The sequence below is a fragment of the Streptomyces sp. NPDC054047 genome (assembly GCF_055585065.1).
Map to the genome: position 1 here is coordinate 261,414 of NZ_JBVJKV010000002.1, position 23,978 is coordinate 285,391.

The 23,978-nt window shown below is 70.4% G+C and carries 20 protein-coding genes and 1 pseudogene; 15 read left to right on the forward strand and 6 right to left on the reverse strand.

Going from position 1 to position 23,978, the window contains the following annotated elements:
* The first annotated feature begins 134 nt into the window (after window positions 1-134).
* From ACZ6ZP_RS07830 to ACZ6ZP_RS07845, 4 genes are all read left to right on the forward strand, one after another.
* Window positions 135-920: a Tat pathway signal sequence domain protein gene (locus ACZ6ZP_RS07830; protein ID WP_469405989.1), complete on the forward strand. Its 786-nt coding sequence runs from the start codon at window positions 135-137 to the stop codon at window positions 918-920.
* A gap of 64 nt (window positions 921-984) precedes the next feature.
* A complete protein-coding gene (locus tag ACZ6ZP_RS07835) occupies window positions 985-2,301 on the forward strand; it encodes a copper amine oxidase (protein ID WP_351158516.1) in 1,317 nt (438 codons plus the stop codon).
* A 103-nt stretch (window positions 2,302-2,404) separates the two neighbouring features.
* On the forward strand, window positions 2,405-3,646 hold the full coding sequence (locus ACZ6ZP_RS07840; RefSeq protein WP_351158518.1) for an SAV2148 family HEPN domain-containing protein: 1,242 nt from the start codon (window positions 2,405-2,407) through the stop codon (window positions 3,644-3,646).
* Window positions 3,647-3,770: 124 nt separating this feature from the next.
* A complete protein-coding gene (locus ACZ6ZP_RS07845) occupies window positions 3,771-4,496 on the forward strand; it encodes an exonuclease domain-containing protein (protein WP_469405992.1) in 726 nt (241 codons plus the stop codon).
* A gap of 4 nt (window positions 4,497-4,500) precedes the next feature.
* On the opposite strand, the gene ACZ6ZP_RS07850 is transcribed toward ACZ6ZP_RS07845, so the two are convergent.
* Entirely contained in the window at window positions 4,501-5,355 is an 855-nt protein-coding gene (locus ACZ6ZP_RS07850; RefSeq protein WP_469405994.1) for a phosphotransferase enzyme family protein, read from the reverse strand.
* A 182-nt stretch (window positions 5,356-5,537) separates the two neighbouring features.
* On the opposite strand from ACZ6ZP_RS07850, the gene ACZ6ZP_RS07855 reads away from it, so the two are divergent.
* From ACZ6ZP_RS07855 to ACZ6ZP_RS07865, 3 genes are read left to right on the forward strand one after another with little or no spacing between them, the layout of a single operon-like run.
* Window positions 5,538-6,461, forward strand: coding sequence for a carbohydrate ABC transporter permease (locus ACZ6ZP_RS07855; RefSeq protein WP_361470711.1), 924 nt, complete (start codon window positions 5,538-5,540; stop codon window positions 6,459-6,461).
* On the forward strand, window positions 6,458-7,300 hold the full coding sequence (locus ACZ6ZP_RS07860) for a carbohydrate ABC transporter permease (RefSeq protein WP_351158529.1): 843 nt from the start codon (window positions 6,458-6,460) through the stop codon (window positions 7,298-7,300). Before ACZ6ZP_RS07855 ends, ACZ6ZP_RS07860 begins: the two co-directional genes overlap by 4 nt.
* Window positions 7,300-8,589, forward strand: coding sequence for an ABC transporter substrate-binding protein (locus ACZ6ZP_RS07865; RefSeq protein WP_469405997.1), 1,290 nt, complete (start codon window positions 7,300-7,302; stop codon window positions 8,587-8,589). Before ACZ6ZP_RS07860 ends, ACZ6ZP_RS07865 begins: the two co-directional genes overlap by 1 nt.
* Before the next feature lie 108 nt (window positions 8,590-8,697).
* On the opposite strand, the gene ACZ6ZP_RS07870 is transcribed toward ACZ6ZP_RS07865, so the two are convergent.
* The gene (locus tag ACZ6ZP_RS07870) at window positions 8,698-9,432 is read right to left on the reverse strand and encodes a response regulator (protein ID WP_469405998.1); all 735 of its coding nucleotides are present in this window, start codon (window positions 9,430-9,432) and stop codon (window positions 8,698-8,700) included.
* Entirely contained in the window at window positions 9,429-10,634 is a 1,206-nt protein-coding gene (locus tag ACZ6ZP_RS07875) for a sensor histidine kinase (protein WP_351158537.1), read from the reverse strand. The genes ACZ6ZP_RS07870 and ACZ6ZP_RS07875 overlap by 4 nt, the downstream gene beginning before the upstream one ends.
* Window positions 10,635-10,909: 275 nt before the next feature.
* On the opposite strand from ACZ6ZP_RS07875, the gene ACZ6ZP_RS07880 reads away from it, so the two are divergent.
* Complete coding sequence (locus ACZ6ZP_RS07880; RefSeq protein ID WP_361470704.1) at window positions 10,910-13,180, forward strand: MMPL family transporter; 2,271 nt, start codon at window positions 10,910-10,912, stop codon at window positions 13,178-13,180.
* A gap of 90 nt (window positions 13,181-13,270) precedes the next feature.
* On the opposite strand, the gene ACZ6ZP_RS07885 is transcribed toward ACZ6ZP_RS07880, so the two are convergent.
* On the reverse strand, window positions 13,271-14,368 hold the full coding sequence (locus ACZ6ZP_RS07885; protein ID WP_469405999.1) for an ABC-2 transporter permease: 1,098 nt from the start codon (window positions 14,366-14,368) through the stop codon (window positions 13,271-13,273).
* 81 nt (window positions 14,369-14,449) lie between these two features.
* Between ACZ6ZP_RS07885 and ACZ6ZP_RS07890 the strand changes: the two genes are divergently transcribed.
* From ACZ6ZP_RS07890 to ACZ6ZP_RS07900, 3 genes and pseudogenes are all read left to right on the forward strand, one after another.
* Window positions 14,450-14,896 carry a MarR family winged helix-turn-helix transcriptional regulator gene (locus ACZ6ZP_RS07890; RefSeq protein ID WP_361470700.1) on the forward strand — a complete coding sequence of 149 codons (447 nt, stop codon included), beginning with the start codon at window positions 14,450-14,452 and terminating at the stop codon, window positions 14,894-14,896.
* 41 nt (window positions 14,897-14,937) lie between these two features.
* A pseudogene (gene mgt / locus ACZ6ZP_RS07895) lies at window positions 14,938-16,195 on the forward strand (macrolide-inactivating glycosyltransferase).
* A 213-nt stretch (window positions 16,196-16,408) separates the two neighbouring features.
* Window positions 16,409-17,377 (forward strand): CDP-alcohol phosphatidyltransferase family protein, encoded by a 969-nt coding sequence (locus tag ACZ6ZP_RS07900; protein WP_469406002.1) that lies wholly within the window; start codon window positions 16,409-16,411, stop codon window positions 17,375-17,377.
* A gap of 154 nt (window positions 17,378-17,531) precedes the next feature.
* On the opposite strand, the gene ACZ6ZP_RS07905 is transcribed toward ACZ6ZP_RS07900, so the two are convergent.
* Entirely contained in the window at window positions 17,532-19,796 is a 2,265-nt protein-coding gene (locus ACZ6ZP_RS07905; RefSeq protein WP_469406004.1) for an MMPL family transporter, read from the reverse strand.
* A 370-nt stretch (window positions 19,797-20,166) separates the two neighbouring features.
* Here ACZ6ZP_RS07905 and ACZ6ZP_RS07910 point away from each other — a divergent pair, with 370 nt between their 5' ends.
* From ACZ6ZP_RS07910 to ACZ6ZP_RS07925, 4 genes are all read left to right on the forward strand, one after another.
* Window positions 20,167-21,375 carry a S8 family peptidase gene (locus tag ACZ6ZP_RS07910; RefSeq protein WP_351158554.1) on the forward strand — a complete coding sequence of 403 codons (1,209 nt, stop codon included), beginning with the start codon at window positions 20,167-20,169 and terminating at the stop codon, window positions 21,373-21,375.
* A 67-nt stretch (window positions 21,376-21,442) separates the two neighbouring features.
* Entirely contained in the window at window positions 21,443-22,006 is a 564-nt protein-coding gene (locus ACZ6ZP_RS07915) for a DUF1697 domain-containing protein (protein ID WP_361470697.1), read from the forward strand.
* Complete coding sequence (locus ACZ6ZP_RS07920; protein WP_351158559.1) at window positions 21,999-22,382, forward strand: nuclear transport factor 2 family protein; 384 nt, start codon at window positions 21,999-22,001, stop codon at window positions 22,380-22,382. The genes ACZ6ZP_RS07915 and ACZ6ZP_RS07920 overlap by 8 nt, the downstream gene beginning before the upstream one ends.
* A 32-nt stretch (window positions 22,383-22,414) precedes the next feature.
* Window positions 22,415-23,440, forward strand: a complete 1,026-nt coding sequence (locus ACZ6ZP_RS07925) for a ketopantoate reductase family protein (RefSeq protein WP_469406006.1) — start codon at window positions 22,415-22,417, stop codon at window positions 23,438-23,440.
* A 6-nt stretch (window positions 23,441-23,446) separates the two neighbouring features.
* Here ACZ6ZP_RS07925 and ACZ6ZP_RS07930 read toward each other — a convergent pair whose 3' ends face one another.
* Entirely contained in the window at window positions 23,447-23,956 is a 510-nt protein-coding gene (locus ACZ6ZP_RS07930) for a GNAT family N-acetyltransferase (RefSeq protein WP_366464049.1), read from the reverse strand.
* Window positions 23,957-23,978: the final 22 nt, after the last annotated feature.

Consider the following 23,978-nt stretch of genomic DNA (forward strand, 5'->3'; position numbering starts at 1 on the left):
CCCTCGGCCCGGGGTCACTTTGGTCAGAGTCTCCCCGAAAGTGGGGCAACCACGCGGGAGTTGAACCCGTCTAACCGACCGACCACATACTCGGTATGCCCGTTCTTGGGGCTCGTGGGGGAAAAGGGGAGTAAGTGAGAGAGCTAGTCAGACGCCACCTGGGGAAGGTGGTGGCGGGCGCGGCAGTAGCGGTGGCCGCCACCGCGGTGCTGGTGGGCGTCACACTGCCGGGGGCGGGCGAGTCGGGGGACCGCCAGGCCAACGCGGCGGCCGCGAAGCAGAACGCGATCGCGAAGGACGGCGTCGTCGAGGCCGCGCCCGACGAGGGCGAGAAGGGCATAGGCAGCGACCCGCTGACCGATGCGGAGATCGAACGCGCCGAAAAGGCCTCGGTGACGCCCGGCCTGCGCTCCAGCGCCAGGGACGTCGAGGGCGACCGCGGCCCGCAGCTCCTGTCGACGAACCTCAGTGAGCCCGGACCCACCGAAGCGGACGCCGATGCCCCGCGCCGCGCGGAGGTCGTCTACTACGACTACAAGAAGGACGCGGTCATCACCAAGACGGTCAACGTGGCGACCGGCAAGGTGGAGAACACGAACACCACGCAGAACGTCCAGCCGCCGCCCAGCCAGGAAGAGCTCGCCGAGGGCGCCCAGCTGCTGATCGCCGACCCGCTGGGCAAGGGCCTGAAGCAGGACTTCAAGCACGCCACGGGCAAGGCGCTGACCGGCCCGGGCCAGCTCCAGCTGAGCGGCATGGTCTTCCGCAAGGAGACCGTCGAGCAGGTGCCTTCCGACCTCACCGAGTGCGGCAAGCACCGGTGCCTCCAGGTCGTCACCAAGGTCAAGAACGGTCCGTGGATCGACACCCGGTCCCTCGTCGTCGACCTCAGCACCCGCTCCGTGGGCCGACTCGGCTGATTTCGGCCGCTCGCGCACGACACCACACTTCTGCTTCTCCTCGTACGAGGGAGTTCACACCGCAATGCACGTCAACAGACTTTCGCGCGCCCGCAAAAGGGTCACCATGGCCCTCGCGGTCTCCGCGCTCATCGGCGGCGCCGCCACCGTCGCCTCACCCGCATCGGCCGCACCCAAGGCGCCGAGCGCCCCCGCGGCGGCCGCCGACTGCAGTGACGCCTACAAGATCGAGCAGACCGTCGACGGCGGCACGACCTGGCGCATGTGCTGGCACTACAACACGCTCTCCGGCCTGATCCTCGACAAGATCAGCTACCAGCCCAAGGGCGAGGCCAAGCCGATACCCGTCCTGACCAGCGCCCGGCTCGCCCAGGTCCACGTCCCCTACGACGACGGCGAGGCCGAGTACGACGACGTCACCGGCACCGACTTCGGCATGGCCCTGCAGAACCTGAACCCCGGCGAGTGTCCCGGCGGCACCATCAAGACCGTGAAGGTCCCGCAGCGGGGCAACGTCAAGGGCCTGTGCGCCACCACGCGCGCGCGTGGGCACGCGTACCGCCTCAACGACGACGCCAGCACCGGCGGCAACGGCAAGGTCTACACCGGCCAGGGCAAGGACCTGCTCGTCTACACGGTGAACAAGGCCTCCTGGTACGAGTACATCACCGAGTGGCGGTTCTCCTCGGACGGCACCATCAGCTCCCAGGTCGGCGCGACCGGCAGCCTCTCGCCGTTCGACTACGACGGCGGCGACAGCCGCGGCTGGCCCATCGGCAAGGGCGACCAGGCCAAGGCCGAGAGCCACGCCCACAACGTCTTCTGGCGGCTCAACTTCGGCCTGGACGGCTCCCCGAAGGCCAAGGTCGAGCAGTACGACTCCAAGGTCACCCCGCCCACCGGCCAGGGCAGCCCCACCACGAAGACCACCCGCACCAAGGTCACCAAGGAGCTCGCCGGTGACCGCAAGGACATGCGCTGGTGGCGCGTGGTCAGCGGGGCCGGCAAGAACAAGGACGGCCACCCCCGTTCGTACGAGATCGTGCCCGGGGCCAGCAGCAAGCACGCCGGACGCCCCTTCACCAAGCACGACGTGTACTTCACCGAGTACAAGAAGTGCGAGCAGTACGCGAGCAACAACCCGGGATGCCCCAACGGCACACCGGACAGTGTCGACAAGTGGGTGGACGGCCAGTCCCTCACGCACCCGGTCACCTGGGTGCACATCGGCTACCACCACATCGCGCGTGACGAGGACCAGCAGCCGATGCCGGTCCACTGGCAGGGCTTCTCGCTGGCCGCGCGCGACGTCACCGCTATGAGCCCGCTCACTCCGCAGGACCTCGCCGGCCAGAACGGCCAGCCGCCGCTTGGTCGTTGAGAATTGACCCTTGCCATCCGGCTGCACCGCCCGCCGCTCCCGGAGTACCCTTCCTTGATCGTTGAACGGGGGAGTGCTCGGGGGAGCGGAAGGGGTGCGCTGGGTGAGCTCGGGAGGGCGGGAACTGCCCCCTGGTGACGAGGGTCACGAGGGGGGTCCCGCGGACGGCCCGCCCGGAGCGGTGTCCTTGGCGCGGCCGATGGAGATGGGATCTCAGATCGGACCCGAACTGGACTGGGGCGCCGATGCCTGGCGCGAGGTGCGCACGCGCGCCCAGCGCGCCGGGCGGGCCTACATCTGGCTGAATCTCGTGGAGCAGCGGCTGCGCGCGGTCGTGGCCGCTGTTCTGCGACCCATCTACGAACCCGTCCACGCCGACGACTGGGTGGTCGCCGCCGCCGGACCCGCGGGGCAGGAGTGGGTGCAGCGGGCCGTCGCCGTCCGCGAAGTCAGCCGCCGCAAGGGCTACTTGCTCGACCCGGCCGACGACAACGTCCTGAGCTTCCTCACGCTGCCCCAGCTGCGCGAGCTGATGGTGCAGCACTGGCCGTGCTTCGAGCCGTACTTCGACGACCGCAGGGACGTCGAGCTCGCCCTGGACGAGCTGGAGGTCACCCGCAACGTCGTGTCGCGCAACCGCGCCCTGTCCACCGCCGTGCTCGCCCAGGCGGAGCGCGCCTCGGCCAAGCTCCTGGACATACTCGGCGCGGGCTCCGACACGCCCTCCGCGCGCCGGCTGCCCGTCGACGCCGTCGAGTCCCTGGTCGGCGACCGGTACGCCGACGTGGTGGGCGTCCACTCGGACCGTGTACGGCTGCTTCGGCAGTTCCCGGCCGAGGACATCTTCGGCGGGGCCCGCCGCCTCGACGCGATCGGGATAGGCATGAACCTCCTGGTCCAGAACTTCTCCGGGCGCCGTCTCGTGCGCCTGGCGGAGTCCGGCTGCCGGGTGCGGCTGCTCTTCCTCAACCCGGCGAGCAGCGCGGTCAAGCGCAGGGAGCGTGAACTGGGCCTGAAGCGGGGCGAGCTGAGCCGCAGCGTCGAGATGAACATCCTGCACATGCGCCGGGTGCGGGCCCGCCTCCGCGATCCGGGCGCCTTCGAGATCCAGGTCTTCGACGAGACGCCGCGCTTCACCGCGTATCTGGTCGACGGGGACGGCGCGGACGGCATCGCGGTCGTCCAGTCGTATCTGCGCAGGACGCGCGGGATGGAGGCGCCGGTGCTCGTGCTGCGCGGCGGCCGCCGGGTGGTGAAAGCGGACGAGCCGGACGAGAACGGACTCTTCGAGACGTACCGGGAGGAGTTCGAGCTGGCCTGGGCGGACTCGCGGCCGGTCTCCTGAGTCCGTCTCCCGGGCCGCCCGGGCGCGGCGCCGGGCGGCAAGCGGAACGCGCGCCTCGGATTGTCAGTGGCGCGTGGGATCGTGGTGGTCAATGGGGGAAAGCACCACAGAGAAGGGGGCGGCCATGGGCTGGCACCGGGAGCTGCTGATCGGGTTCGACCTGGAGACGACCGGGACGGACCCGCGCGAGGCGCGCATCGTCACGGCGGCGGTCATCGAGGTCAGGGCCGGCGAGACGCTGGGCCGCAGGGAGTGGCTCGCCGACCCGGGGGTCGAGATCCCGGCGGAGGCCGTCGCGGTGCACGGCATCTCGAACGAACGGGCCGCGGCGGACGGCAGACCGGCCGCCGAGGTCGCCGACGCGATAGCGGCGGTGCTCGTGTCGTACTGGCAGTCGGGCGTCCCCGTCGTGGCGTACAACGCGACCTTCGACCTGACCCTGCTCTCCGCCGAGCTGCGCAGGCACGGCCTGCCGTCCCTGCGCGAGCGGCTGGGCGGCATGGAACCGGCCCCGGTCATCGACCCGTACACGATCGACCGCTCCGTCGAGCGCTACCGCAAGGGCAAGCGCAACCTCGAAGCGGTCTGCACCGAGTACGGCGTGCTCCTGGAATCGGCCCACGACGCCACGTCGGACGCCCTGGCCGCGGCCCGCCTGGCCACCGCCATAGCCGACCGCCACCCCAAGCTCGCCGCCTTCGGCCCGGTGGAGCTGCACCGCCGCCAGATCGACTGGTACGCGCAGTGGGCGGCGGACTTCCAGCAGTTCCTGCGGAAGAAGGGCGAGACGGACGCGGTGATCGACGGCACGTGGCCGCTCCGGGAGGAGTTCAGCGCGTCCGGGGTGTGAGGGCTCAGAACGGATACCACCGCACGGCCGCGTCCCCGTCCCGGAGCGAGGCGACCCGGCGGCGGAACTCGGCCAGGGCCTTCGGATTGGTCGGCGCGTGCTGGGCGACCCACGCACAGCTCGCCGTCTCCCGGGCTCCCCGGAGCACCGCGCACCCTTCCCACTCCCGCACGTCCCAGCCGTACTCCGCGACGAACCCGTCGTACGCCTCGGGCGCGAGACCGTACCGATCCCGCGAGAGCGCCATCACCACCAGATCGTGCTCCCGCAGATCGGCGGAGAAGGTCTCCAGGTCCACGAGGACCGGACCGTCCGCGCCCACCAGGACGTTGCGCGGCAGCGCGTCGCCGTGGATGGGGCCGGGGGCGAGCCGTGGGGTGAGCGCCGAAGCCGCCGCCTCGAAGCCGTCCCTGCGCTCGCGCAGATAGTCCGCGTCCTCGGCGTCGATCGCGTCACCGGCAAGGCGCAGCCACCGCTCGACCCCGCCGAGGAGTTCACGCCGGGGCAGTTCGAACGCGGGCGCGTCAAGGGCGTGCACGAGCCGCAGCAGTGCGGCGAGGTCACGCGGCTCGGCCGGCCGCACGGCCTCCGGCAGCCGGTGCCAGACCGTCACCGGGTGCCCGTCCACGAGCCGGGGCTCCTCCTCGGCCGCCTGCACCGCCGGTACGCCCGACTCCTCCAGCCACCGCGCGATCCGCAGCTCCCGCCGCGCGCGGTCCAGCAGCTCGGGCGCCGCACGGCCGACCTTGACCACCGAACCGCCGCTGCCGAACACCGCGTTCTCGCCGAGCGCGAGCAACGCCGCGTCCCGCTCGAGACCCGCGGCGCTCAGTACGTCCCGTGCCCGCGCCTCGTCCATCCGTTGCCTCCCGCACCGCTCGCCGCGTACCTCACGCGGACCGGCGCACAGTGTCCCATTCGTACAGGCCACGCCGTTGTGAGGCCTGCGCAGCTGCTTGACGTATCAAGATCCCATCAGCACGATGACGGGGGCCGCCTGGGCGGCCAAACCCCGATGAGCCGCCCAAAGGAGTCCATTCCGTGACATTGGCGACCGCGACGAAGCGGTCAGCGAAAGGCGCGTCCGCCCGTAGAGGCGCGGACCACGGCGCCTGGTTCCTGGTGCTGCCCGCGCTGATCCCGATCCTGATCCTGAGCGTGGGCCCGCTCCTCTACGGCATCACGCTCGCGTTCACCGACTCCCAGTCGGGCCGCACCGAGCCCACCGAGTGGATCGGCCTCCTCAACTTCCAGGACCTGCTGCACGACACCCTGTTCTGGGACTCGTTCCGCATCGGCCTGCTGTGGGCGGTCGGCGTGACCGTGCCGCAGTTCCTGCTGGCCCTGGGCCTGGCCCTCCTGCTCAACCAGAATCTGCGCTTCCGCTGGCTGGCCAGGTCGCTGGCGATCATTCCCTGGGCGATGCCCGAAGTGGTCGTCGGCATCATGTGGCGCCTGGTCTACAACCCGGACGCGGGCGTCCTGAACGAGACCCTCGGCAACCTCGGCCTCGGTGACGGCCGCGACTGGCTCACCGGCCTGAGCACCGCACTGCCCGCCGTCATCGTCGTCGGCATCTGGGCGGGCATGCCGCAGACCACCGTGGCGCTGCTCGCCGGACTGCAGAACACCCCGCGCGAACTGCACGAGGCGGCCGAGATGGACGGCGCGGGCGCCTGGCGCCGCTTCCGCACGGTCACCTGGCCCGCGCTGAAGCCGGTCGCCCTCGCCATCACGGCGCTCAACTTCATCTGGAACTTCAACTCCTTCGCCCTCGTCTACGTCCTGACGAACGGCGGCCCCGGCGGCCGCACCCGCCTCCCCATGCTCTTCGCCTACGAAGAGGCCTTCCGCTACGGCCAGTTCGGCTACGCCGCGGCGATGGGCTGCGTGATGGTCGCCGTGATCTCGGTGATCCTCGCGTTCTACCTCGCGGGCCGCCTGAAGGGAGGCGACGAGAAGTGAGCACCACACGCACCGGCAAGCCCGCCCGCGCCGGGCAGTACCTCGCGCTCCTGTGCTACCTCGTCTTCCTCGCCTTCCCCTTCCTCTGGCTGATCTCGACGGCCTTCAAGCCGCCGCGCGAACTGGCCAGCCTGCATCCCACCTGGATTCCCGAGGACCCGACCCTCGCCAACTTCCGGCAGGCCTTCGACGAGCAGCCGCTCCTGCGCGCCGCGGGCAACTCCCTGATCGCGGCGGTCTGCGCGGCGCTCATCGCCGTCGCCATCGCGACCCCGATGGCGTACGTCATGGCACGGCACCGCACGCTCCTGGCGCGGGCGGCCACCGGCTGGGTCGTGGTCAGCCAGGCGTTCCCCTTCGTCCTGGTGATCATCCCGCTCTTCCTGGTCCTGAAGAACCTCGGCCAGATCAACTCCCTGCCGGGCCTGATCATGGTGTACGTGGTGTGGGCGCTGCCCTTCGCGCTGTGGATGCTGGTGGGCTACGTCCGCGCCGTGCCCACCGAGTTGGAGGAGGCGGCCGCGGTCGACGGCGCGGGCAAGCTGCGCACGCTGGTCTCGATCACCGCGCCGCTGCTGGCGCCCGGCATCGTGGCCACGGTCCTGTTCGCCTTCATCACCGCGTGGAACGAATTCTTCTTCGCGCTCGTGCTGCTCAAGACCCCGGAGAAACAGACGTTGCCGGTCGTCCTCACGCACTTCATCGGCGCCGAGGGCGCCGCCGACCTCGGCCCGCTGGCCGCGGCCGCGTTCCTCGCGACCCTCCCCTCGCTCGTCATCTTCGCGGTCATCCAGAAGCGGATCACGGGCGGCATGCTGACCGGGGCGGTGAAGAGCTGATGCGCGCACGCATCGCCACCGCGGCGACCGCGGCCATCGCGCTGCTGCTCTGCGGATGCAGTGGCGGGTCCGACGAGTCCGACGACGGCCGGATCACCCTGCGCTTCCAGTCGCTCGCCTGGCAGAAGGAGTCGGTCGACGCCAACAAGGAACTCGTCGAGGAGTGGAACGCCGCCCATCCCGACGTCAAGGTCGAGTACGTCCAGGGCAGTTGGGACAGCGTCCACGACCAGCTGCTCACCTCCTTCGAGGGCGGCGAGGCGCCGGACATCATCCATGACGCGTCGGACGACCTGGCCGACTTCGCGTACGGCGGATACCTCGCGGACCTCGACGAGCTGCTCCCCGAACGCCTCAAGTCCGACATCCCCGAGCGGAGTTGGCAGACCACGACGTTCGGGGACGGTGTCTACGGAGTGCCGTTCCTCCAGGAGCCCCGCGTCCTGATCGCCAACGCGAAGTGGCTGAAGGAGTCGGGCGTACGGATTCCGACGCCCGAGAAGCCCTGGTCCTGGGACGAGTTCCGGTCGGTCACCAAGGAACTGAGCGACGGCAAGGGCAAGTACGGCGTGGCCTGGCCGCTCAAGGAACCCGTCTCCGCGACACTCAACCTCTCGCTGTCCACCGGCGGCCGGATGTTCCACCGCGGCGAGGACGGCAAGGTCGACATCCGCTTCGACAAGGCCGACGAGATCATGCCGCGCACGGTCCACGACCAGGTCAACACCGACAAGAGCGCGTCCAGTACGACCCTGGGCATGGGCGGCTCCGACACGCTGCCGGGCTTCTTCGGCGGCAAGTACGCGATGGTCCCGCTCGGCTTCTCCTACCGCCAGCAGATCGTCCAGCAGGCCCCCAAGGGCTTCGACTGGCAGGTACTGCCCGCCCCGGCCGGAGCCGAGGGGCTCGCGCAGGGCGTCAGCCCGCAGACGCTGTCCGTGTCCGAGGACACCGAACACAAGAAGGAGGCGGTCGAGTTCATCGACTTCCTCCTCCAGCCGGAGAACATGGTGCGCCTCGCGCAGGGCGACTGGATGCTTCCCACTGGCACGGAGGCCTTGAAGGATCCGGCCCTGCGCACCGAGAAGCACGACTGGGCGACGGGCACGGCCCTGGCGAAGGACCTCCGCTCGGCGCCCGCGCAGTCGGTGCGCGGCTACGCGGAGTGGAAGGACAAGGTGGCGACCCCGGCGCTCCAGGAGTACTACAGCGGGGCGATCGACGTGGACGAACTGCGCAAACGCCTGGTGAAGGACGGGAACCTGGTTCTCAAGAGGTACCAGCGCTGAGGGCTCCGCCGAGGGCGCGGGGATGGGGTGATGGATGGACCTGCGGGCCGGTGGGGGCCGGGCGCGCAGGTCCCCGCGCCCCTGAGGGCGCGGCGGCACACCTGGCGTTCAGCGCTGAGACCCGTTGCCCTGCCCCGCCCGCACGAGCCCCGTCTCGTACGCGACGACGACCGCCTGCGCGCGGTCACGGACGCCCAGCTTGGCGAAGATGCCGGTGGCGTGGTTCTTCACGGTCTGGACGCCGATCTCCATCCGCTGCGCGATCTCGGTGTTGTCGCGGCCCGCGGCGATCAGGCGCAGCACGTCGACCTCGCGCGGGGTGAGCCCGGCGAGGTCGGCGCTCGGCGGGTGCGAGGCCGGAGCCGGGGTCACGAAGGTGGCGAGCAGCCGGGTCAACAGCCGCGGGGCGACGACGGACTCGCCGCGGTGGACGGTGCGCAGCGCGGCACCCAGCTCCTCGGGGGAGACGTCCTTGGGCAGGAACCCCGAGGCTCCCGCCCGCAGGGCGCCGACCACGTGCTCGTCCATGTCGAAGGTGCTGAGCGCCAGGACCCGGCACCCGGGCAGCTCGGCGCTCAGCCGCTCGGTGGCCCTGACGCCGTCGAGCACGGGCATGCGGATGTCCATCAGGACCACGTCGGGGCGGAGTTCGAGGGCCATGGCGACGGCCTGCTCGCCGTCGCCCGCTTCGCCGACGACGCGAATGGAGGGGTCCGAGAGCAGGATCAGCGAAAGACCCCGGCGCACCAGGGGCTGGTCGTCCACGATCAGCACGGTGATGCCGTCGGACTCGGACTCGGACTCGGGCCGGGGCCCGGGCCCGGATGCAGTGGGAGAGGTCATCGGATCCTGTCCTTCTCGTACGTTTCGGTGGACAGCGGCACGCTCGCGGTCACCACGAATCCGCCCTCCTCGCGGTGGCCGGCCCGCAAGGAGCCGTCGTGCAGGGCGACGCGCTCCCGCATGCCCAGAAGACCGTACCCACCGCCTTCGTCCCTGCCGCTCCGCGCCCTGCCGTCACCGGCGCCGTCGTCGGCCACTTCGACGGTGACGCGCCCGGGGAGATAGTCGAGCCGCACCGTGGCGCGGGCGGGGCCCGCGTGTTTGCGGGCGTTGGTCAGTGCCTCCTGGACGATCCGGTAGAGGGAGAGGCCGACCGGCATCGGCAGCGTCACGGGCCGCCCGGTGACGTGGAGTTCGGCCGGAAGACCCGCGGCGGTCGAATCGGCGACGAGCCGCTCGATGCCGTCCACTCCGGGCTGGGGCTCCGACGGCGCCTCCTCCGGCGCCTCGGTGCTGCGCAGGACCCCGAGGAGCTGCCGCATCTCCTTCAGCGCCGTGCGGCCGGACTCCTCCAGGGTCACCAGGGCCTCGCGGGCCGTCTCGGGATCGCGGTCCAGCGTCGAGCGGGCGCCGCCGGACATCAGGTACATGGTGGTGATGTGGTGGGCCACGATGTCGTGCAGCTCCCGTGCGATGCGGCGCCGCTCCTCGGTCACCGCGCGGTCCGCGAGGAGCGTCCGGTTGATGTCCAGCTGCCGCTTCCACTGCCGCACGGCCAGGCCCACGGCCACGATGAGGCAGGGCGTGACCAGGACGTCGGTGAGGCCCATTCCCAGGAAGGGAATGTCGTTGTGCAGGTAGCGCACGAGCTGCACGGGCGCGGTGGCCACCACCCCCAGCGCCACGGCGCGCCGCCCGCTGTACCGGGCCACGGTGTAGAGCGCCACCGCGACGGCGCCGCCGTAGCTGTTCGACATCGGCGCGCCCGGGTCGACGACAAGGCCGAAGTTGACGGCCATCTGCACGGCGAGGACCGCGCCGAGCACCGGCACGGGGTGATGGCGCCTGAAGAGCAACGGGAACACCGAGACGGCGACCAGCAGGACACCGGGCACGGTGACGGGCGCCCCGGGGCCCTCCTCGCCCGGTGCGAGGTAGGCCAGTACGTCGAGCCCCACCGCGACGACGGCGACCGCCACGTCACCCGGCGTCGGCCGCGCCCCGCCCGTGGGCGGTACCGGTGGGAAGAAGTCGCGGCCCATCCGGGCGCCTCCTAGTCGTGCCAGTGCGTCGGGCCCTGATGTTCCCGTCCGTCGGCTCCATTACATCCCGGCCCGCCGGGCCGTGGATCGGCGCAGGGGCGGTTCTTCCGCCCAGTACTGGAGTACTGCCCGGGGCGCCGTACCGGACCAGGGTCACGGGTGCGTCCCCTTCCGGCGGCCGACGCCCGCAAAGGGCTTTCCGTGATGACCTGTTGGAGCCTCGGGGAATACTCGCGGCTCCTTTCGCCGGCCGGGAAAAGCAGGGAAAAGAAGACATGATCCGCAAGCTGACCTCCTTCTCCACCCGACAACGATGGCTGACCATCGTCGTCTGGACCATCCTCGGAGCGGCACTGTCGCTCGTGGGGCAGACGATGATGTACGACGTCACCGATTCCCAGGCCGGGGACTTCCTTCCCAAGAAATACGACTCGGCCGTGGCGCTGCGCATCGCCGAGGACGAATTCGGCACCAAGCCCGACCCCAACGCCCTCACCGTGCTCGTGGCCAGGAACGACGGCGACCGGCTCACCGCGGGCGACCAGCGGCGGATCGCCGCCACGGCGGCCGACCTGGGGCGGAAGCGGATCGTCGCGCCGAAGCCCGAAGAGTTCATGAAGGACCATTCCCAGACCCCGCGGGTGTCGCCGGGCGCCGTGGCCCCGGACAAGAGTTTCCGGCTCCTCACGGTGTCGCTCGACGGAAATCCCAACGACCCCGGTGTCCAGGACGTCTACAAGGAATTCCGGGACGATGCGAAGCACGAATTCGCCGCCGCCGACCTGCGCGTGGGATTCACCGGCGGCATAGCCTCCACGGCGGACAACACGGATGCCGAGGAGACCACCGGGAAAGTCGTCGGGATGCTGACGATGGGCCTCATCGTCCTGCTGAACGTGCTGGTGTTCCGCAGCCTTGCGGCCGCCTTCGTGCCGCTGATCGCGGTGGCGCTGATCGGCGGTGTCGCCTCCGGAGCGGTGGTCGGCGCGGCGAAGCTCTTCGGCATCGCCCTCGACCCGTCCACTCCCTCGCTGATCGGTGTCGTCCTCATCGGCATCGGCATCGACTACTTCCTCTTCCTGATGTTCCGCTTCCGGGAGCAATTGCGGAACCACCCCGAGCAGAACGCGCGAACGGCGGCGGCCGAGACGACCGGGCGCGTGGGCAGCGCGATCACCTCCGCGGCCCTGACGATCGTGGCGGCCTTCGCGACCCTCGGCCTGGCGAGCTTCGGACAGTTCCGGGTCCTCGGCCCCGCGATCGCGATCTCCGTACTCGTGATGCTCCTCGCGAGCCTCACGCTGATGCCCGCCCTCCTGGCCGTGCTCGGGCGCGGCATGTTCTGGCCCGCACGCGCCTGGAAGAAGGAGCGCACCGACGGGATCAGCGCCCGCCTGGGGCACGCGGTGAGCGCCCGGCCGGTGCGGTACGCCCTGGGCAGCCTGGTGCTGCTCGGCGCGCTCGGCGCGGGCGCGATCGGCATCAAGATGAGCTACGACCAGCAGGGCCTGCCCGAGACCGCCGCGGTCAGGACGGCCGAGCAGATCTCCCGCAGCCTGCCCGCGGGCGTCTCCGACCCGCACAGCGTGTACGTACGGAGCACCGACGGCGGTGACATCAAGGAGAGTTCCCTCACCGGCATGACCCGCGCGCTCGGCAAGGCGGAGGGCGTCGGCGAGGTGGGCAAGCCGGTGCTCGCCAAGGACCGCACGGCCGCGCGGGTGGATGTGTTCCTGAGCGTCGAGTCCGATACGCAGAAGGCGCGCGACCTGGTCTCGGGGCCCGTCAGGGACACGGCGGCACGCACCACTCCACAGGGCACCAAGGCGTACGTCACGGGGACGGCCGCCGTCTTCGCCGACATCTCGACGGCCGTGGAGAAGGACCTGCGGCTCGTGTTCCCGGTCGCGGCGCTGCTGATCGCGGTGATCCTCTTCCTGCTGCTGCGTTCCCTGCTGGCGCCCCTCGTACTGCTGATCGCCGTGGGGCTCGGGTTCGTGGCCACGCTGGGCGCGAGCACGCTGGTCTTCCAGCACGGACTCGACCGGACCGGGGTCTCGTTCACGCTGCCCCTGGTGCTCTTCCTGTTCGTCGTCGCACTCGGCACCGACTACAACATCCTGATCACCGACCGGATCAGGGAGGAGATGGAGAAGCCGGTCTCGGCGCGGCACGCGGTGGCCGAGGCGGTGCGGCACACCGCGCCCGCCGTCGCCACGGCCGGAATCGTGCTCGCCGGTTCCTTCGCGAGCCTGGCCGCGAGCCCCGCGACGCAGGAGATCGGCTTCGCCACCGGCCTCGGGATCATCCTGTCCTCGCTCGTGCTCTCCCTCGTCCTGGTGCCCGCGCTCGCCGCGATCCTCGGCCGCGGCCTGTGGTGGCCGCGCAGGCCGAACCGCTCCCACGGTCGCCACCACACACCGGACGGGCACACACCGGACGGGCCGACCGCCCCCGAGCAGTACCGGCCGTACGCCGACGCCCCCGAGCAGTACCAGCCGTACGCGGACGCTCCTGCGCACTCGGGGTACCCGCCGAGGCGGTGAAAGACCAGCCGGTGAAAGGCGAGGCCCCCGCGTACGCATCCGTACGCGGGGGCCTCGGCTGTCCCGTGGGGGAGTGGGACCGCCGGTGTGTCACACCGCCACCGACTCCTCCATCTCCTCTTCCTGCTCCTGCCTCTGTTCCCGCCCGGCGGCGTCGTCGGTCTCGGGCGTGGCCGTCACCGGCCGCTGCCGCCGCTCCCACAGCGCCGCGATGCCGGTGATCACCAGACCGAGCAGCAGCCAGGCCGCCAGCGTCCACACGTGCTGACCGAGGCCGTGGCCGCCGAAGTAGAGGTGGCTGCGGAGGCCCTCGACGAATCCGGCGCCGTTCCAGAAGGCGTGCAGGGAGCCGAAGAAGCCGTTCTGGAGCTCCGGCCTGAACAGACCGCCGGACGACGTGAAGTTGAGCATCACGAAGAGGACCATCATCGCCAGCGTCGTCCAGCGCTTCAGGAACGTGTGCAGGCCGACGCCGATGAGCAGGATGCCGGCCGAGTACAGCCAGGCCATGGCCCACACGCCCCACAGGCCCTGGTGCGCCAGGTGGAAGACGGGTCCGGCGAGCGCGGCGCCGATCAGGCTCACGGCGAACGAGACACCGAGGGCGAGCGCCGCCCGGGCCCGCATCCGCATCCCGGCCCCGGCGGCGCCGAGCGCCGCCACCGACGCGTACGAACCGATGCTCACGGCGACGAGCAGGAAGAACAGTCCCTGCCCCGTGGGGTCGTCGTCGACGGTCGGCGCGACATCGCTGACCTTGAGCGGTACGCCCTGCCCGGCGGCGACCGGCGTGAAGACCTTCTCGACCGCCATGGCGCTCATGTCGGAGCCCGCGGTGGCCACGATCACCTCGGGGGTCTTGGCGTCGGGGACGTAGGCCCCCGATATGTCCAGCGACTTGAGCGCGTCGACCGCATCGGCGCGGGAGCCGACGGTCCGTACGTCGAGGGTGTCGCCCGCCTTGTCCTTGACGGTCTGCGCGAGGGCCTGGGTCTGCTCGCCCGATCCGACGACGGCGATCGGCAGGTCGTGCGGCTCCGGCGTGACGAACGCGCCCATGTAGGCGAGGCCCATGCCCAGGCACATCAGCAGCGGCGTCAGCAGGTGCAGGAGTACGTGGCGGAGCGGTCCGGAAGCGGGTGCCGGGCCGGCAGATGCCTTGTGGGCGGGCGCCGAGGTGGCGGTCATCGGAAGACCTCTCGCAATAGTTGGCTTATACACTCAATCTCGATGTTGTACTGTACAACCATTCGTGGAGAGGGAGAAATCGTGGCCGACCGGGACGGGTCCATCGAGATCATTCAGCGGGAGATGACGGCGTTCGCCCGGCGGGCCCGCGCCACCGCCGCGCGGATGCACCCCGAGCTCTCGCTCGTCTCGTACACGCTCCTGAGTCACCTGGAGTACCAGGGCGGCTGCCGGGCCACGGACCTCGCGGCGCACTACACGCTCGACAAGTCGACGATCAGCAGGCAGGTGGGCGCGCTGGAGAAGGCCGGTCTCGTGGAGCGGCGCCTCGACCCGGCCGACCACCGGGTGCACGTGCTGCACCTCACCGACCGGGGCATCGAGGTGCTCGCGCAGGTCACTGACGCGCGCCGGGTCGCGTTCCAGGAGCGGCTGACGGACTGGGACGCGCCGGACCTGGAGAAGTTCGCCGAGTGCCTGCTGCGCTACAACGACGCGGCGTCGCGGAGCGGCCTCGACGTCGAATAGGGCGAGCGGGCATACCGGGTTGATCGAATTCGGCCGCGAGGTTGCACGAGACGTCTCGTCTCGTTTAAGGTCTGGGGCATGACCACACGCCAGCGTGCCCACATCGCCATGTTCTCGATCGCCGCGCACGGGCACGTCAACCCGAGCCTCGAAGTCATCCGCGAGCTCGTCGCCCGCGGCCACCGCGTCACGTACGCGATCCCGCACCTCTTCGCCGAGAAGGTCGCCGAGACCGGCGCCGAGCCCGTCCCGTTCACCACGACGCTGCCGGGCCCGGACGACGACCCCGAGGCCTGGGGGACCGAACTGATCGACAACATCGAGCCGTTCCTCACCGAGGCGATCGAGACGCTGCCCCAGCTGGCGGCGGCTTATGAGGGCGACGAGCCGGACCTCGTCCTGCACGACATCACCTCGTATCCGGCGCGCGTGCTCGCCCGCCGCTGGGGCGTCCCCGAGATCTCGCTCTCGCCGAACCTGGTGGCCTGGGAGGGGTACGAGGAAGAAGTCGCGGAGCCGATGTACGCCGGGCTGAAGGAGACCGAGCGCGGGCAGGCCTACTACGCGCGCTTCCACGCCTGGCTGGAGGAGAACGGCGTCACCCAGCACCCCGACCCCTTCGTGGGCCGCCCGCCGCGCTCCCTTGTCCTGATCCCCAAGGCGCTCCAGCCGAACGCCGACCGGGTCGACGAGACGGTGCACACGTTCGTCGGTGCCTGCCAGGGCGACCGCTCGGCGCAGGGCGACTGGCGGCGTCCGGCCGGGGCGGAGAAGGTGCTGCTCGTCTCGCTCGGCTCGTCCTTCACCAAGCAGCCCGACTTCTACCGCGAGTGCGTCAAGGCGTTCGGGGAGCTGCCCGGGTGGCACGTCGTGCTCCAGGTCGGCAAGCACGTCGAGGCGGGCGAACTGGGGGACATCCCCGAGAACGTGGAGGTGCACCAGTGGGTGCCGCAGCTCGCGGTCCTCAAGCAGGCCGACGCCTTCATCACGCACGCCGGTGCGGGCGGCAGCCAGGAGGGGCTCGCCACCGGGACGCCGATGGTCGCCGTGCCGCAGGCCGTCGACCAGTTCGGCAACGCGGACATGCTCCAGGGCATCGGGGTGGCCCGGCACGTACCGATGGAGGAGGCCACCGCGGAGACCTTGCGTGAGGCCGTGCTCGGCCTGGTCGGCGATCCGGAGGTGGCGCGCCGCCTCGCCGAGGTGCGGGCCGGGATGGCGGGGGAGGGCGGCACGAAGATGGCGGCGGACCTGATCGAGGAGGAGCTCGCGAAGGCGGCGGGGTGTGACACTCCGTGAGGCAATTCCGTTGCGTCCCGGGTGTTTCTGTTACATACCTGTCGTTCGATAACGCTCAGGTAACGCAGGGTGGTTCTGGCATAGGTATTGACTCGTCCTGAAAGGTTGACCGTTACCCCCGGCCAAAGGTTGCACAGCCAGGTTCTTGTTCCTTGAACCAATGTCTTCTTAGCGTGAGGTGAACGTTCCGCGAACGCCAGGAAGTTGACCCCCATGCGACGAGACATACCGCCCCTCGACGAGGTGCGCCGCATCACCCAGAAGAAGCGCGACGCGTGGTGGACCGTGATCCTGGTCGATCCGGTCGCCACGCCGCTCGTGCGGTGGACGGCGATGCGGACCCGGATCACGCCCAACCAGATCACCTGGGGCGCGTTCCTGCTGGGGCTGGTCTCCGCTGGCTTCTTCGCCCTGGGCGACTGGCAGTGGCTCGTCGCCGGAGCGGTCGTCTACCACTTCAGCTTCATCCTCGACTGCATGGACGGGAAGGTCGCCCGCCTCACCGGCACCGGTTCGGTGTTCGGCGCGTGGCTCGACTTCGTCTTCGACCGCATCCGCGTGATGGCGTGCGCGGTGGCGCTGATGGGCGGGCAGTTCCACCGCACCGGGGATGCCTTCTACATCTGGGCCGCGGTGGCCGTGGTCGCCCTCGACACGCTGCGCTACATCAACGGGCTCGAAATCTTCAAGATCCGCCACACCATGCGCAAGCAGATCAAGGTGCGCATGAGGGCGGCCCGCCGGGCCGAGAACCAGGCCGAGCTGACCTTCATGGAGGACCTCCTCCGTGACAACCCCGAGGCCGACATCGAGCAGGACATGCAGAAGGCGCAGTCGGAGCAGGGGGTTCCCGAGACCCCGGAGGCTCCCGAGCCCGCGCCCAAGCGTCAGGTCATCGACCTGCACCAGGAGTTCCGCCACAAGTTCCCCGCGTACCTGCGGGCGCGTTCCTTCCTGCTGCGCCACCGCATCCGTACGCACCTGGTGAGCGGCATCGAGTTCCAGATGGGCGTCTTCATGATCGGCCCGCTGTTCGACGTGGTGCTCCCGGCCACGATCGTCTCCGGCGCGCTCCTTCTGGTCTTCGAGCTCGCCATCATCTACAAGCTGCTGCTGTCGACGCGGGACTTCACGCGGACGATCGACTCCTTCGAGGAGCGCAAGCTCCTGGCTGCGGCGTAGCGGGCCGCCTGGCCTCGGGCGCCGTTGGTCACCGGCTTCGCCGAGTTCGTCCTCAAACGCCGGACGGGCTTGAACTCTCCGGCCGGGCCGGAAGCCGCCGGACGGGCTGGAAGATCCCGGCCGGGCTGGAAGTCGCCAGCCCGGCCGGGGCTTTCTAGCCCGTCACCCGCACCCGCTCCCAGGGGCGGGACACCGGCGTCTCCTCCGCCACGGACTCGTCATGCGTCAGGTCCGGCAGCCACCGCAGCCACCGCGGCAGGTACCAGTTCCGCTCCCCGAGCAGCGCCATCACCGCCGGGAGCAGCACCCCGCGGATCACCGTCGCGTCGATCAGGACCGCCGCCGCGAGGCCCACGCCCATCTGCTTCATGGACTGCATCGACAGCGTCCCGAAGATCGCGAAGACGGCGACCATGATCACGGCCGCGCTCGTCACGACGCCCGCCGTGGTCACCACCCCGTGGCTGATCGCGTCCTTCGTCGTACGCCCCTGAAGGCGCGCCTCCCGGATCCGGGAGACGACGAACACGTGATAGTCCATCGAGAGGCCGAACAGGATCACGAACAGGAACAGCGGCAGCCACGCGACGATCGCGCCCACGCCCTCCGCTCCCACCAGCGACGCGCCCCAGCCGTGCTGGAAGACCATCACCAGGATTCCGTAGGCCGCTCCCACCGACAGCAGGTTGAGCACGATCGAGGTGACCGCGATCGTCAGCGAGCGGAACGACAGCAGCATCAGCACGAAGGCGAAGACCACCACGAAGGCGAAGACCGGCGGTACCGAGGAGGAGAGCTGCTCGTTGAAGTCCTTCGAGCCGGCCACCTGGCCCGTCACCGGCGCCTCGACCCCCTCGACGTCGCCGAGCGTCGCGGGCCGCACCTCGTCCCGCAGCAGGTCGAGACTCTTCTCGGCCCTTCCCTGGTCGGAGCCGCCGACCAGCGGCACGGACAGGAACGCGACGTTCTCGCGCTCGTGCACCTTCACCTCGACCGGGCCCTTGGACGCGCCCGAACTCACCGCCTGCTCGCGGAAGCCGGCGATCGCCGCCCGCACCGGAGCCGCGTCGATGTCGTCGGCCTTGACCACGACCTCGGCGGGTTCCGAGCCGCCCGGGAACGCCTCGTTCACCCGCTCGTACGTCGCCACGATCGGCAGCGAGTCGCCGAACTCCTGGTCCAGCGTCAGCTCCTGGGTCTTCATGCCGAGCGCGGGCAGCGCGATCGCCGCGAGGACACCCCCGGCGATCACCACCGAGGCGGCCGGGCGCTTCAGGACCCGGCCGACGACCGCGCGCCACATCCTGCTCTCGCTCGGCACGCCGCCCGCCCGCTCCCGGCGCCGCAGGAACGGCACGCGGCCCTTCTCCACCCGCTCGCCCAGGAGCGAGAGCAGCGCGGGCAGGACCGTCACCGAACCCACCATGGCGACCGCGACCACCATCAGGGACGCGACGCCCATCGCCTCAAACTCGCCGATGCCGGTGAACAGCATGCCCGCCATCGCCACGCACACCGTGATGCCCGAGACGACCACGGCACGGCCGCTGGTGGCCGCCGCGATGCGCAGCGCGGTCTGCGCGTCCCGGCCCTTGGCGCGCTCCTCGCGTTCGCGCCGCAGATAGAAGAGGCAGTAGTCGACGCCGACCGCGAGGCCGACCAGGAGCATCACCGAGTTCGCCGTCTCGCTCATCGGCTGGACCTGGCTGACCAAGGCCATCAGGCCCATCGTCGCCATGATCGCGGTGACGGCGAGGGCCACCGGGAGCAGCGCGGCGACCAGTGCGCCGAACGCGATGAGCAGGATGCCGAAGGCGACCGGCACCGCGGAGTACTCGGCCTGCTGGAAGTCCTTGCCGAAGGCGTCGTCGAACGTCTTCTGCATGCTGGCGCCGCCGATCTCCTCGATCCGCAGCCCGTCGCGCCCGTGCGCGTCCGCCACCTCGTCGACCGCGTCCAGGACCGGCCCGACCCGGTCGCCCGCGGTCTCGTCGTCGCCGCGCATGTCGAACCGGACCAGCGCGCTCCGGCCGTCCTTGGAGACCGACCCGCTCTTGTACGGCGATGTCACCGCCGTCACCTCACCGGTGGCCCCGACCGACTTCATCACGTCGTCGACGGCCTGGCGGAAGCGCGGATCGGTCGCCTTGAGCGCGTTACCGCCGGTCTCCTTGGTCTGGATCAGGACGCTCTCGCCGACCGGTTCCCTGATTCCGGCGTCGTCCACGATCTGTGTCGCCTGGTTGATCTCGCCCTTCAGATCGTTCTGGTCGACGTCGCTGCGGCCCACGGCCGAGCCGAGCCCCATGGACACGACGACGAAGAGCACCCAGATGCCCACGGCCGCCCATCGGTGCCTGGCGCTCCATCCGCCGGCCCGAGCGGCCAACCCCCGTACTCGTATGTCTTGATTCCCCATGGCTCGAAGCTAGGGGTGCGGCGGGGGAGCGCTCGTCGTGCTGGCCGGTGAACCGGGCGGGCCCGCTCTCCTCCCTCCGGACCGTAGGCCCTCCTCGTCAAGAAGGAGTCCGGCCGTCACAAGCCCCTTACATCTATGACGACTTGAGGGGATTGGGCCACCCGGTGTCCGATCTGCCGACGGGGGCCCGTTTTGTTATTACAGAACCTTGTTGAACAAGTCACAGGTGCATGTAGGTATTGATCTGCGCGCGTCAATCAGACATGGTTTCGTCCCAACGCCCGGAGATCTTCCGGATCTCGAGGGCCGTTGCAGCGAAGTTTTGAAACCCCCCACATACCCCCACATCACCACGAGGAGATCCCTCTTCATGGCAACACACAAGCGTGCACGCTCGGTGAAGCTCGTCTCGGCGATAGCCGCGACCGCCACCGCTGTCGGTGTCACCGTCTTCGCCACCTCGTTCGCCGGCGCGGCAACCCCCGCCGAGGGCAAGGTCTACGGAGCCGACGCCAAGGGTGCCGTCTCCGGCAGCTACATCGTCATGCTCGACGAGAAGGCCGACAAGGGCGCCAAGTCCGACCTCGCCGAGGAGTACGGCGGCGAGCTGAAGCGGAACTACTCGTCCGCGATCAACGGCTTCTCGGCCAAGAGCCTCACCGAGACCGAGGCCAAGCGCCTGGCCGCCGACCCGGCCGTCGGCAAGGTCGTCCAGTCCAAGAAGTTCAGCATCAACGCCACCCAGGACAACCCGCCGTCGTGGGGCCTGGACCGCGTCGACCAGGCGGACACCGCGGGCGACAAGAAGTACACGTACCCGGACGCGGCCGGTGAGGGCGCCACGGCGTACGTCATCGACACCGGTGTCCGCGTCAGCCACAAGGACTTCGGCGGCCGCGCCACGTCCGGCTTCGACGCCGTCGACAACGACGACAACGCCGACGACGGCAACGGCCACGGCACGCACGTCGCCGGCACCATCGCAGGTGAGGCGCACGGCGTCGCCAAGAAGGCGAAGATCGTCGCGGTCCGCGTCCTGGACGACCAGGGCTCCGGCACCACCGAGCAGGTCGTCGCGGGCATCGACTGGGTCACCAAGAACCACCAGGGCCCCTCGGTCGCCAACATGAGCCTCGGTGGCGGCGCCGACGAGGCGCTCGACGCGGCGGTCCAGAAGGCGATCGCCTCCGGCGTCACCTTCGCGGTCGCGGCCGGCAACGAGTCCTCGGACGCCGGTCAGGGCTCCCCGTCCCGTGTGAAGGAGGCCATCACGGTCGCCTCCTCCACCAAGGACGACGAGCAGTCGGACTTCTCCAACTTCGGCTCGGTCGTGGACATCTACGCCCCGGGCTCGGACATCACGTCCGCCTGGAACACCGGCGACGACGCCACCAACACGATCTCCGGTACGTCGATGGCGACCCCGCACGTCGTGGGCGCCGCGGCCGTCTACGTCGGCGCCCACCCGGACGCCAAGCCGGACGCCGTCGCCAAGGCGCTGACCGACGGCGCGACCCCGGACAAGATCTCCAACCCGAGCGAGGGCACGCCCAACAAGCTGCTCAAGGTCGTCGAGTAACACCCACTGGACCGGCGGCCGCCGCGCCCACCCCCACGGGGCGCGGCGGCCGTCCTATGGTGTGCGGATGACGGTCAAGGCATACGCGGCGCTCCTGCGCGGCATCAACGTGGGCGGCAGCAGAAAGCTCCCGATGGGGGAGTTGCGCCCGCTGCTCTCCGGGCTCGGACTCGGCGACGTACGCACCCATCTCCAGAGCGGCAACGCGGTCTTCACGAGCGAGGCCGGCGACGAGGACGCCCTGGCCGCGCGGGTGAGCGAGGCCATCGAGCGGCACTTCGGCTTCGCCGTGGACGTCCTGGTGCGCGACGGCGCCTATCTGAAGGCGGTCGCCGACGCCTGCCCCTTCCCCGCCGCCACGCTCGAGGCCAAGCAACTGCACGTCACGTACTTCTCCGAGCCGGTGGACGCGTCCCGGCTCGACGACATCGACCCGGCGGCCTTCCTCCCCGAGGAGTTCCGGCTCGGCGACCGCGCGCTCTACCTCTACGCGCCGGACGGCCTCGGCCGCTCCAGGCTCGGTGCGGTCCTGTCACGGCCTGCCCTGTTCAAGGGCGTGATCGCCACCACCCGCAACTGGAACACCGTCACCAAGCTGGTCGAGCTGACGCGGGAGCCGGCCCGTGGCTGACCGGACGCCCGCCGTCGACGCGGCCATCGAGGCCGAACTGCGGCTGCTGGCCCCCGAGGTCCGCACCTCGCCCGAGCTGCTCGGGGAGCTGCTGCACCCCGAGTTCAGCGAGTTCGGCACCTCCGGGACCCACTGGGACCGCGCGTCCATCATCACGGCCCTGACCGAGAGCGCGAACCGGACCGGCCGTCCGATCATGACCTCCCGGATGCGGGGTACCCAGCTCGCCGACGACCTCGTGCACCTGACCTTCGACACCGAGAGCAACGGCCGTCTGGCGCACCGCAGTTCACTGTGGCGGCGGTGCGAGGGCGAGTGGCTGCTCTGGTTCCACCAGGGAACGCCGTTCAGCGCGGAAGGGCCGCCGGAAGCCTGATCTTCCCGCTGCGATGTGCGAGGCTCGGCTCCATGCGCTACATCATCATCGGAGCAGGGGCGATCGGCGGCACCGTGGGCGGGCGCCTCGCCGAGAGCGGACATGACGTGGTCCTCGTCGCGCGGGGTGCGCACTACGAGGCGGTGCGCGAGGGCGGACTGCGGGTCACGACGCCCGACGGCACGGTGGCGCACCGGCTGCCCGTCGTGCGAACGCCCGCCGAACTCGGTGAGTTGAGGGCGGACGACGTGCTGTTCCTCGCCGTGAAGACCCAGGACGGCGAGGCCGCGCTCGACGCCTGGAGCGGGCGTCCGGTGGCGGGCGGCGGGACGGCGGGCGAGGTCCTCCCGCTGGTCTGCGCGCAGAACGGCGTGGAGAGCGAACGCATCGCGCTGCGCCGCTTCCGGCGGGTGTACGGGATGTGCGTCTGGCTGCCCGCGACCCATGTCGAACCGGGCTCGGTCTCCGCCGCGGGTGCCCCTTACACCGGCATCCTGCACCTCGGCCGCTACCCGAAGGGCACGGACGACACCGCCCGTCTCATCTCCGCCGACCTGGAGAAGTCGCGGCTGCTCTCGCCCGTCGTGGCGGACGTGATGCGCTGGAAGTACGGGAAGCTGCTCGCCAATCTGGCCAACGCCATCGAGGCGGTCACGGGCGTGCTCAGCGGCAACGATGCCATGGCGCTCTACCGGCAGGCCCGCGCGGAGGGCGAGGCGGTGCTCGCCGCGGCCGGCATCGAGGCGGCGAGCGAGCGGGAGCAGCAGGAGGCCCGCGGCGACCGCATCCGCTTCGAGCCCTTCGACGGCTCGGAGCGCGGCGGCGGCTCCTCCTGGCAGAGCCTGAGCCGGGGCACGGGCACCATCGAGGCGGACTACCTCAATGGCGAGATCGCGCTGCTGGGCCGTCTGCACGGAGTGCCGACGCCGGTGAACGACACCTTGCAGGGCGTGGCGAACGCGTTCGCGCGCGAGCGGCGGGACGCGGGGTCGATGCCGGTGACCGAACTCCTTGGGCTCGTGGCGCAGGCCAAGGAGAGGGCGGAGCGGCAGCCCTGAGGGCCGTCAGCTGTGGACCGAGGTCATCAGGAGCGTGGTGCGGCCGTTGTCCTCCGGGACCGCGCGGCCCTGCGTGAAGCCGAGCCGCTTGAGGACGGTGAGGGACGCGACGTTCTCCGCGTCCACGGTCGCGTGCACCTCGGAGAGCGCCAAGGTCTCATGGCCGTACGCGGTGAGCAGCCGGGCCAGCTCCGTGCCAAGACCCTTCCCCCAGCTGCCCCGGAAGAGGCCGTAGACGATCTCGTGGCCGTCGAGCCAGCTCTCGGGCGACGGCTTTATCTCCGCGTGGCCCACATAACGGCCCTCGTGCCGCACCGCCCAGACCGGGAACTGGTTCTCGGCGTACACGAGGCCGAAGATCCGGCGGAACAGGGCATGGGTCTGCTCCACGCTCTGCATACCGTCCCCGAACCAGCGGCCCACGGCCTCGTCCTGGAGCAGCGAGACGAACTGTTCCTCGTCGGCGGCGACATAGGGGGACAGGCTCAGACGCTCTGAACGCAGTACGGGGGTCATCGGCGAGACGGTAGGGGTACAA

What these genes read in the sequence shown, in the direction of transcription:
- ACZ6ZP_RS07835 (WP_351158516.1), top strand. Translation starts at nt 985, where the DNA reads ATGCACGTCAACAGACTTTCGCGCGCCCGCAAAAGGGTCACCATGGCC.
- ACZ6ZP_RS07845 (WP_469405992.1), top strand. Translation starts at nt 3,771, where the DNA reads ATGGGCTGGCACCGGGAGCTGCTGATCGGGTTCGACCTGGAGACGACC.
- ACZ6ZP_RS07850 (WP_469405994.1), bottom strand. Translation starts at nt 5,355, where the DNA reads ATGGACGAGGCGCGGGCACGGGACGTACTGAGCGCCGCGGGTCTCGAG.
- ACZ6ZP_RS07865 (WP_469405997.1), top strand. Translation starts at nt 7,300, where the DNA reads ATGCGCGCACGCATCGCCACCGCGGCGACCGCGGCCATCGCGCTGCTG.
- ACZ6ZP_RS07870 (WP_469405998.1), bottom strand. Translation starts at nt 9,432, where the DNA reads ATGACCTCTCCCACTGCATCCGGGCCCGGGCCCCGGCCCGAGTCCGAG.
- ACZ6ZP_RS07875 (WP_351158537.1), bottom strand. Translation starts at nt 10,634, where the DNA reads ATGGGCCGCGACTTCTTCCCACCGGTACCGCCCACGGGCGGGGCGCGG.
- ACZ6ZP_RS07880 (WP_361470704.1), top strand. Translation starts at nt 10,910, where the DNA reads ATGATCCGCAAGCTGACCTCCTTCTCCACCCGACAACGATGGCTGACC.
- ACZ6ZP_RS07885 (WP_469405999.1), bottom strand. Translation starts at nt 14,368, where the DNA reads ATGACCGCCACCTCGGCGCCCGCCCACAAGGCATCTGCCGGCCCGGCA.
- ACZ6ZP_RS07900 (WP_469406002.1), top strand. Translation starts at nt 16,409, where the DNA reads ATGCGACGAGACATACCGCCCCTCGACGAGGTGCGCCGCATCACCCAG.
- ACZ6ZP_RS07905 (WP_469406004.1), bottom strand. Translation starts at nt 19,796, where the DNA reads ATGGGGAATCAAGACATACGAGTACGGGGGTTGGCCGCTCGGGCCGGC.
- ACZ6ZP_RS07910 (WP_351158554.1), top strand. Translation starts at nt 20,167, where the DNA reads ATGGCAACACACAAGCGTGCACGCTCGGTGAAGCTCGTCTCGGCGATA.
- ACZ6ZP_RS07915 (WP_361470697.1), top strand. Translation starts at nt 21,443, where the DNA reads ATGACGGTCAAGGCATACGCGGCGCTCCTGCGCGGCATCAACGTGGGC.
- ACZ6ZP_RS07925 (WP_469406006.1), top strand. Translation starts at nt 22,415, where the DNA reads ATGCGCTACATCATCATCGGAGCAGGGGCGATCGGCGGCACCGTGGGC.
- ACZ6ZP_RS07930 (WP_366464049.1), bottom strand. Translation starts at nt 23,956, where the DNA reads ATGACCCCCGTACTGCGTTCAGAGCGTCTGAGCCTGTCCCCCTATGTC.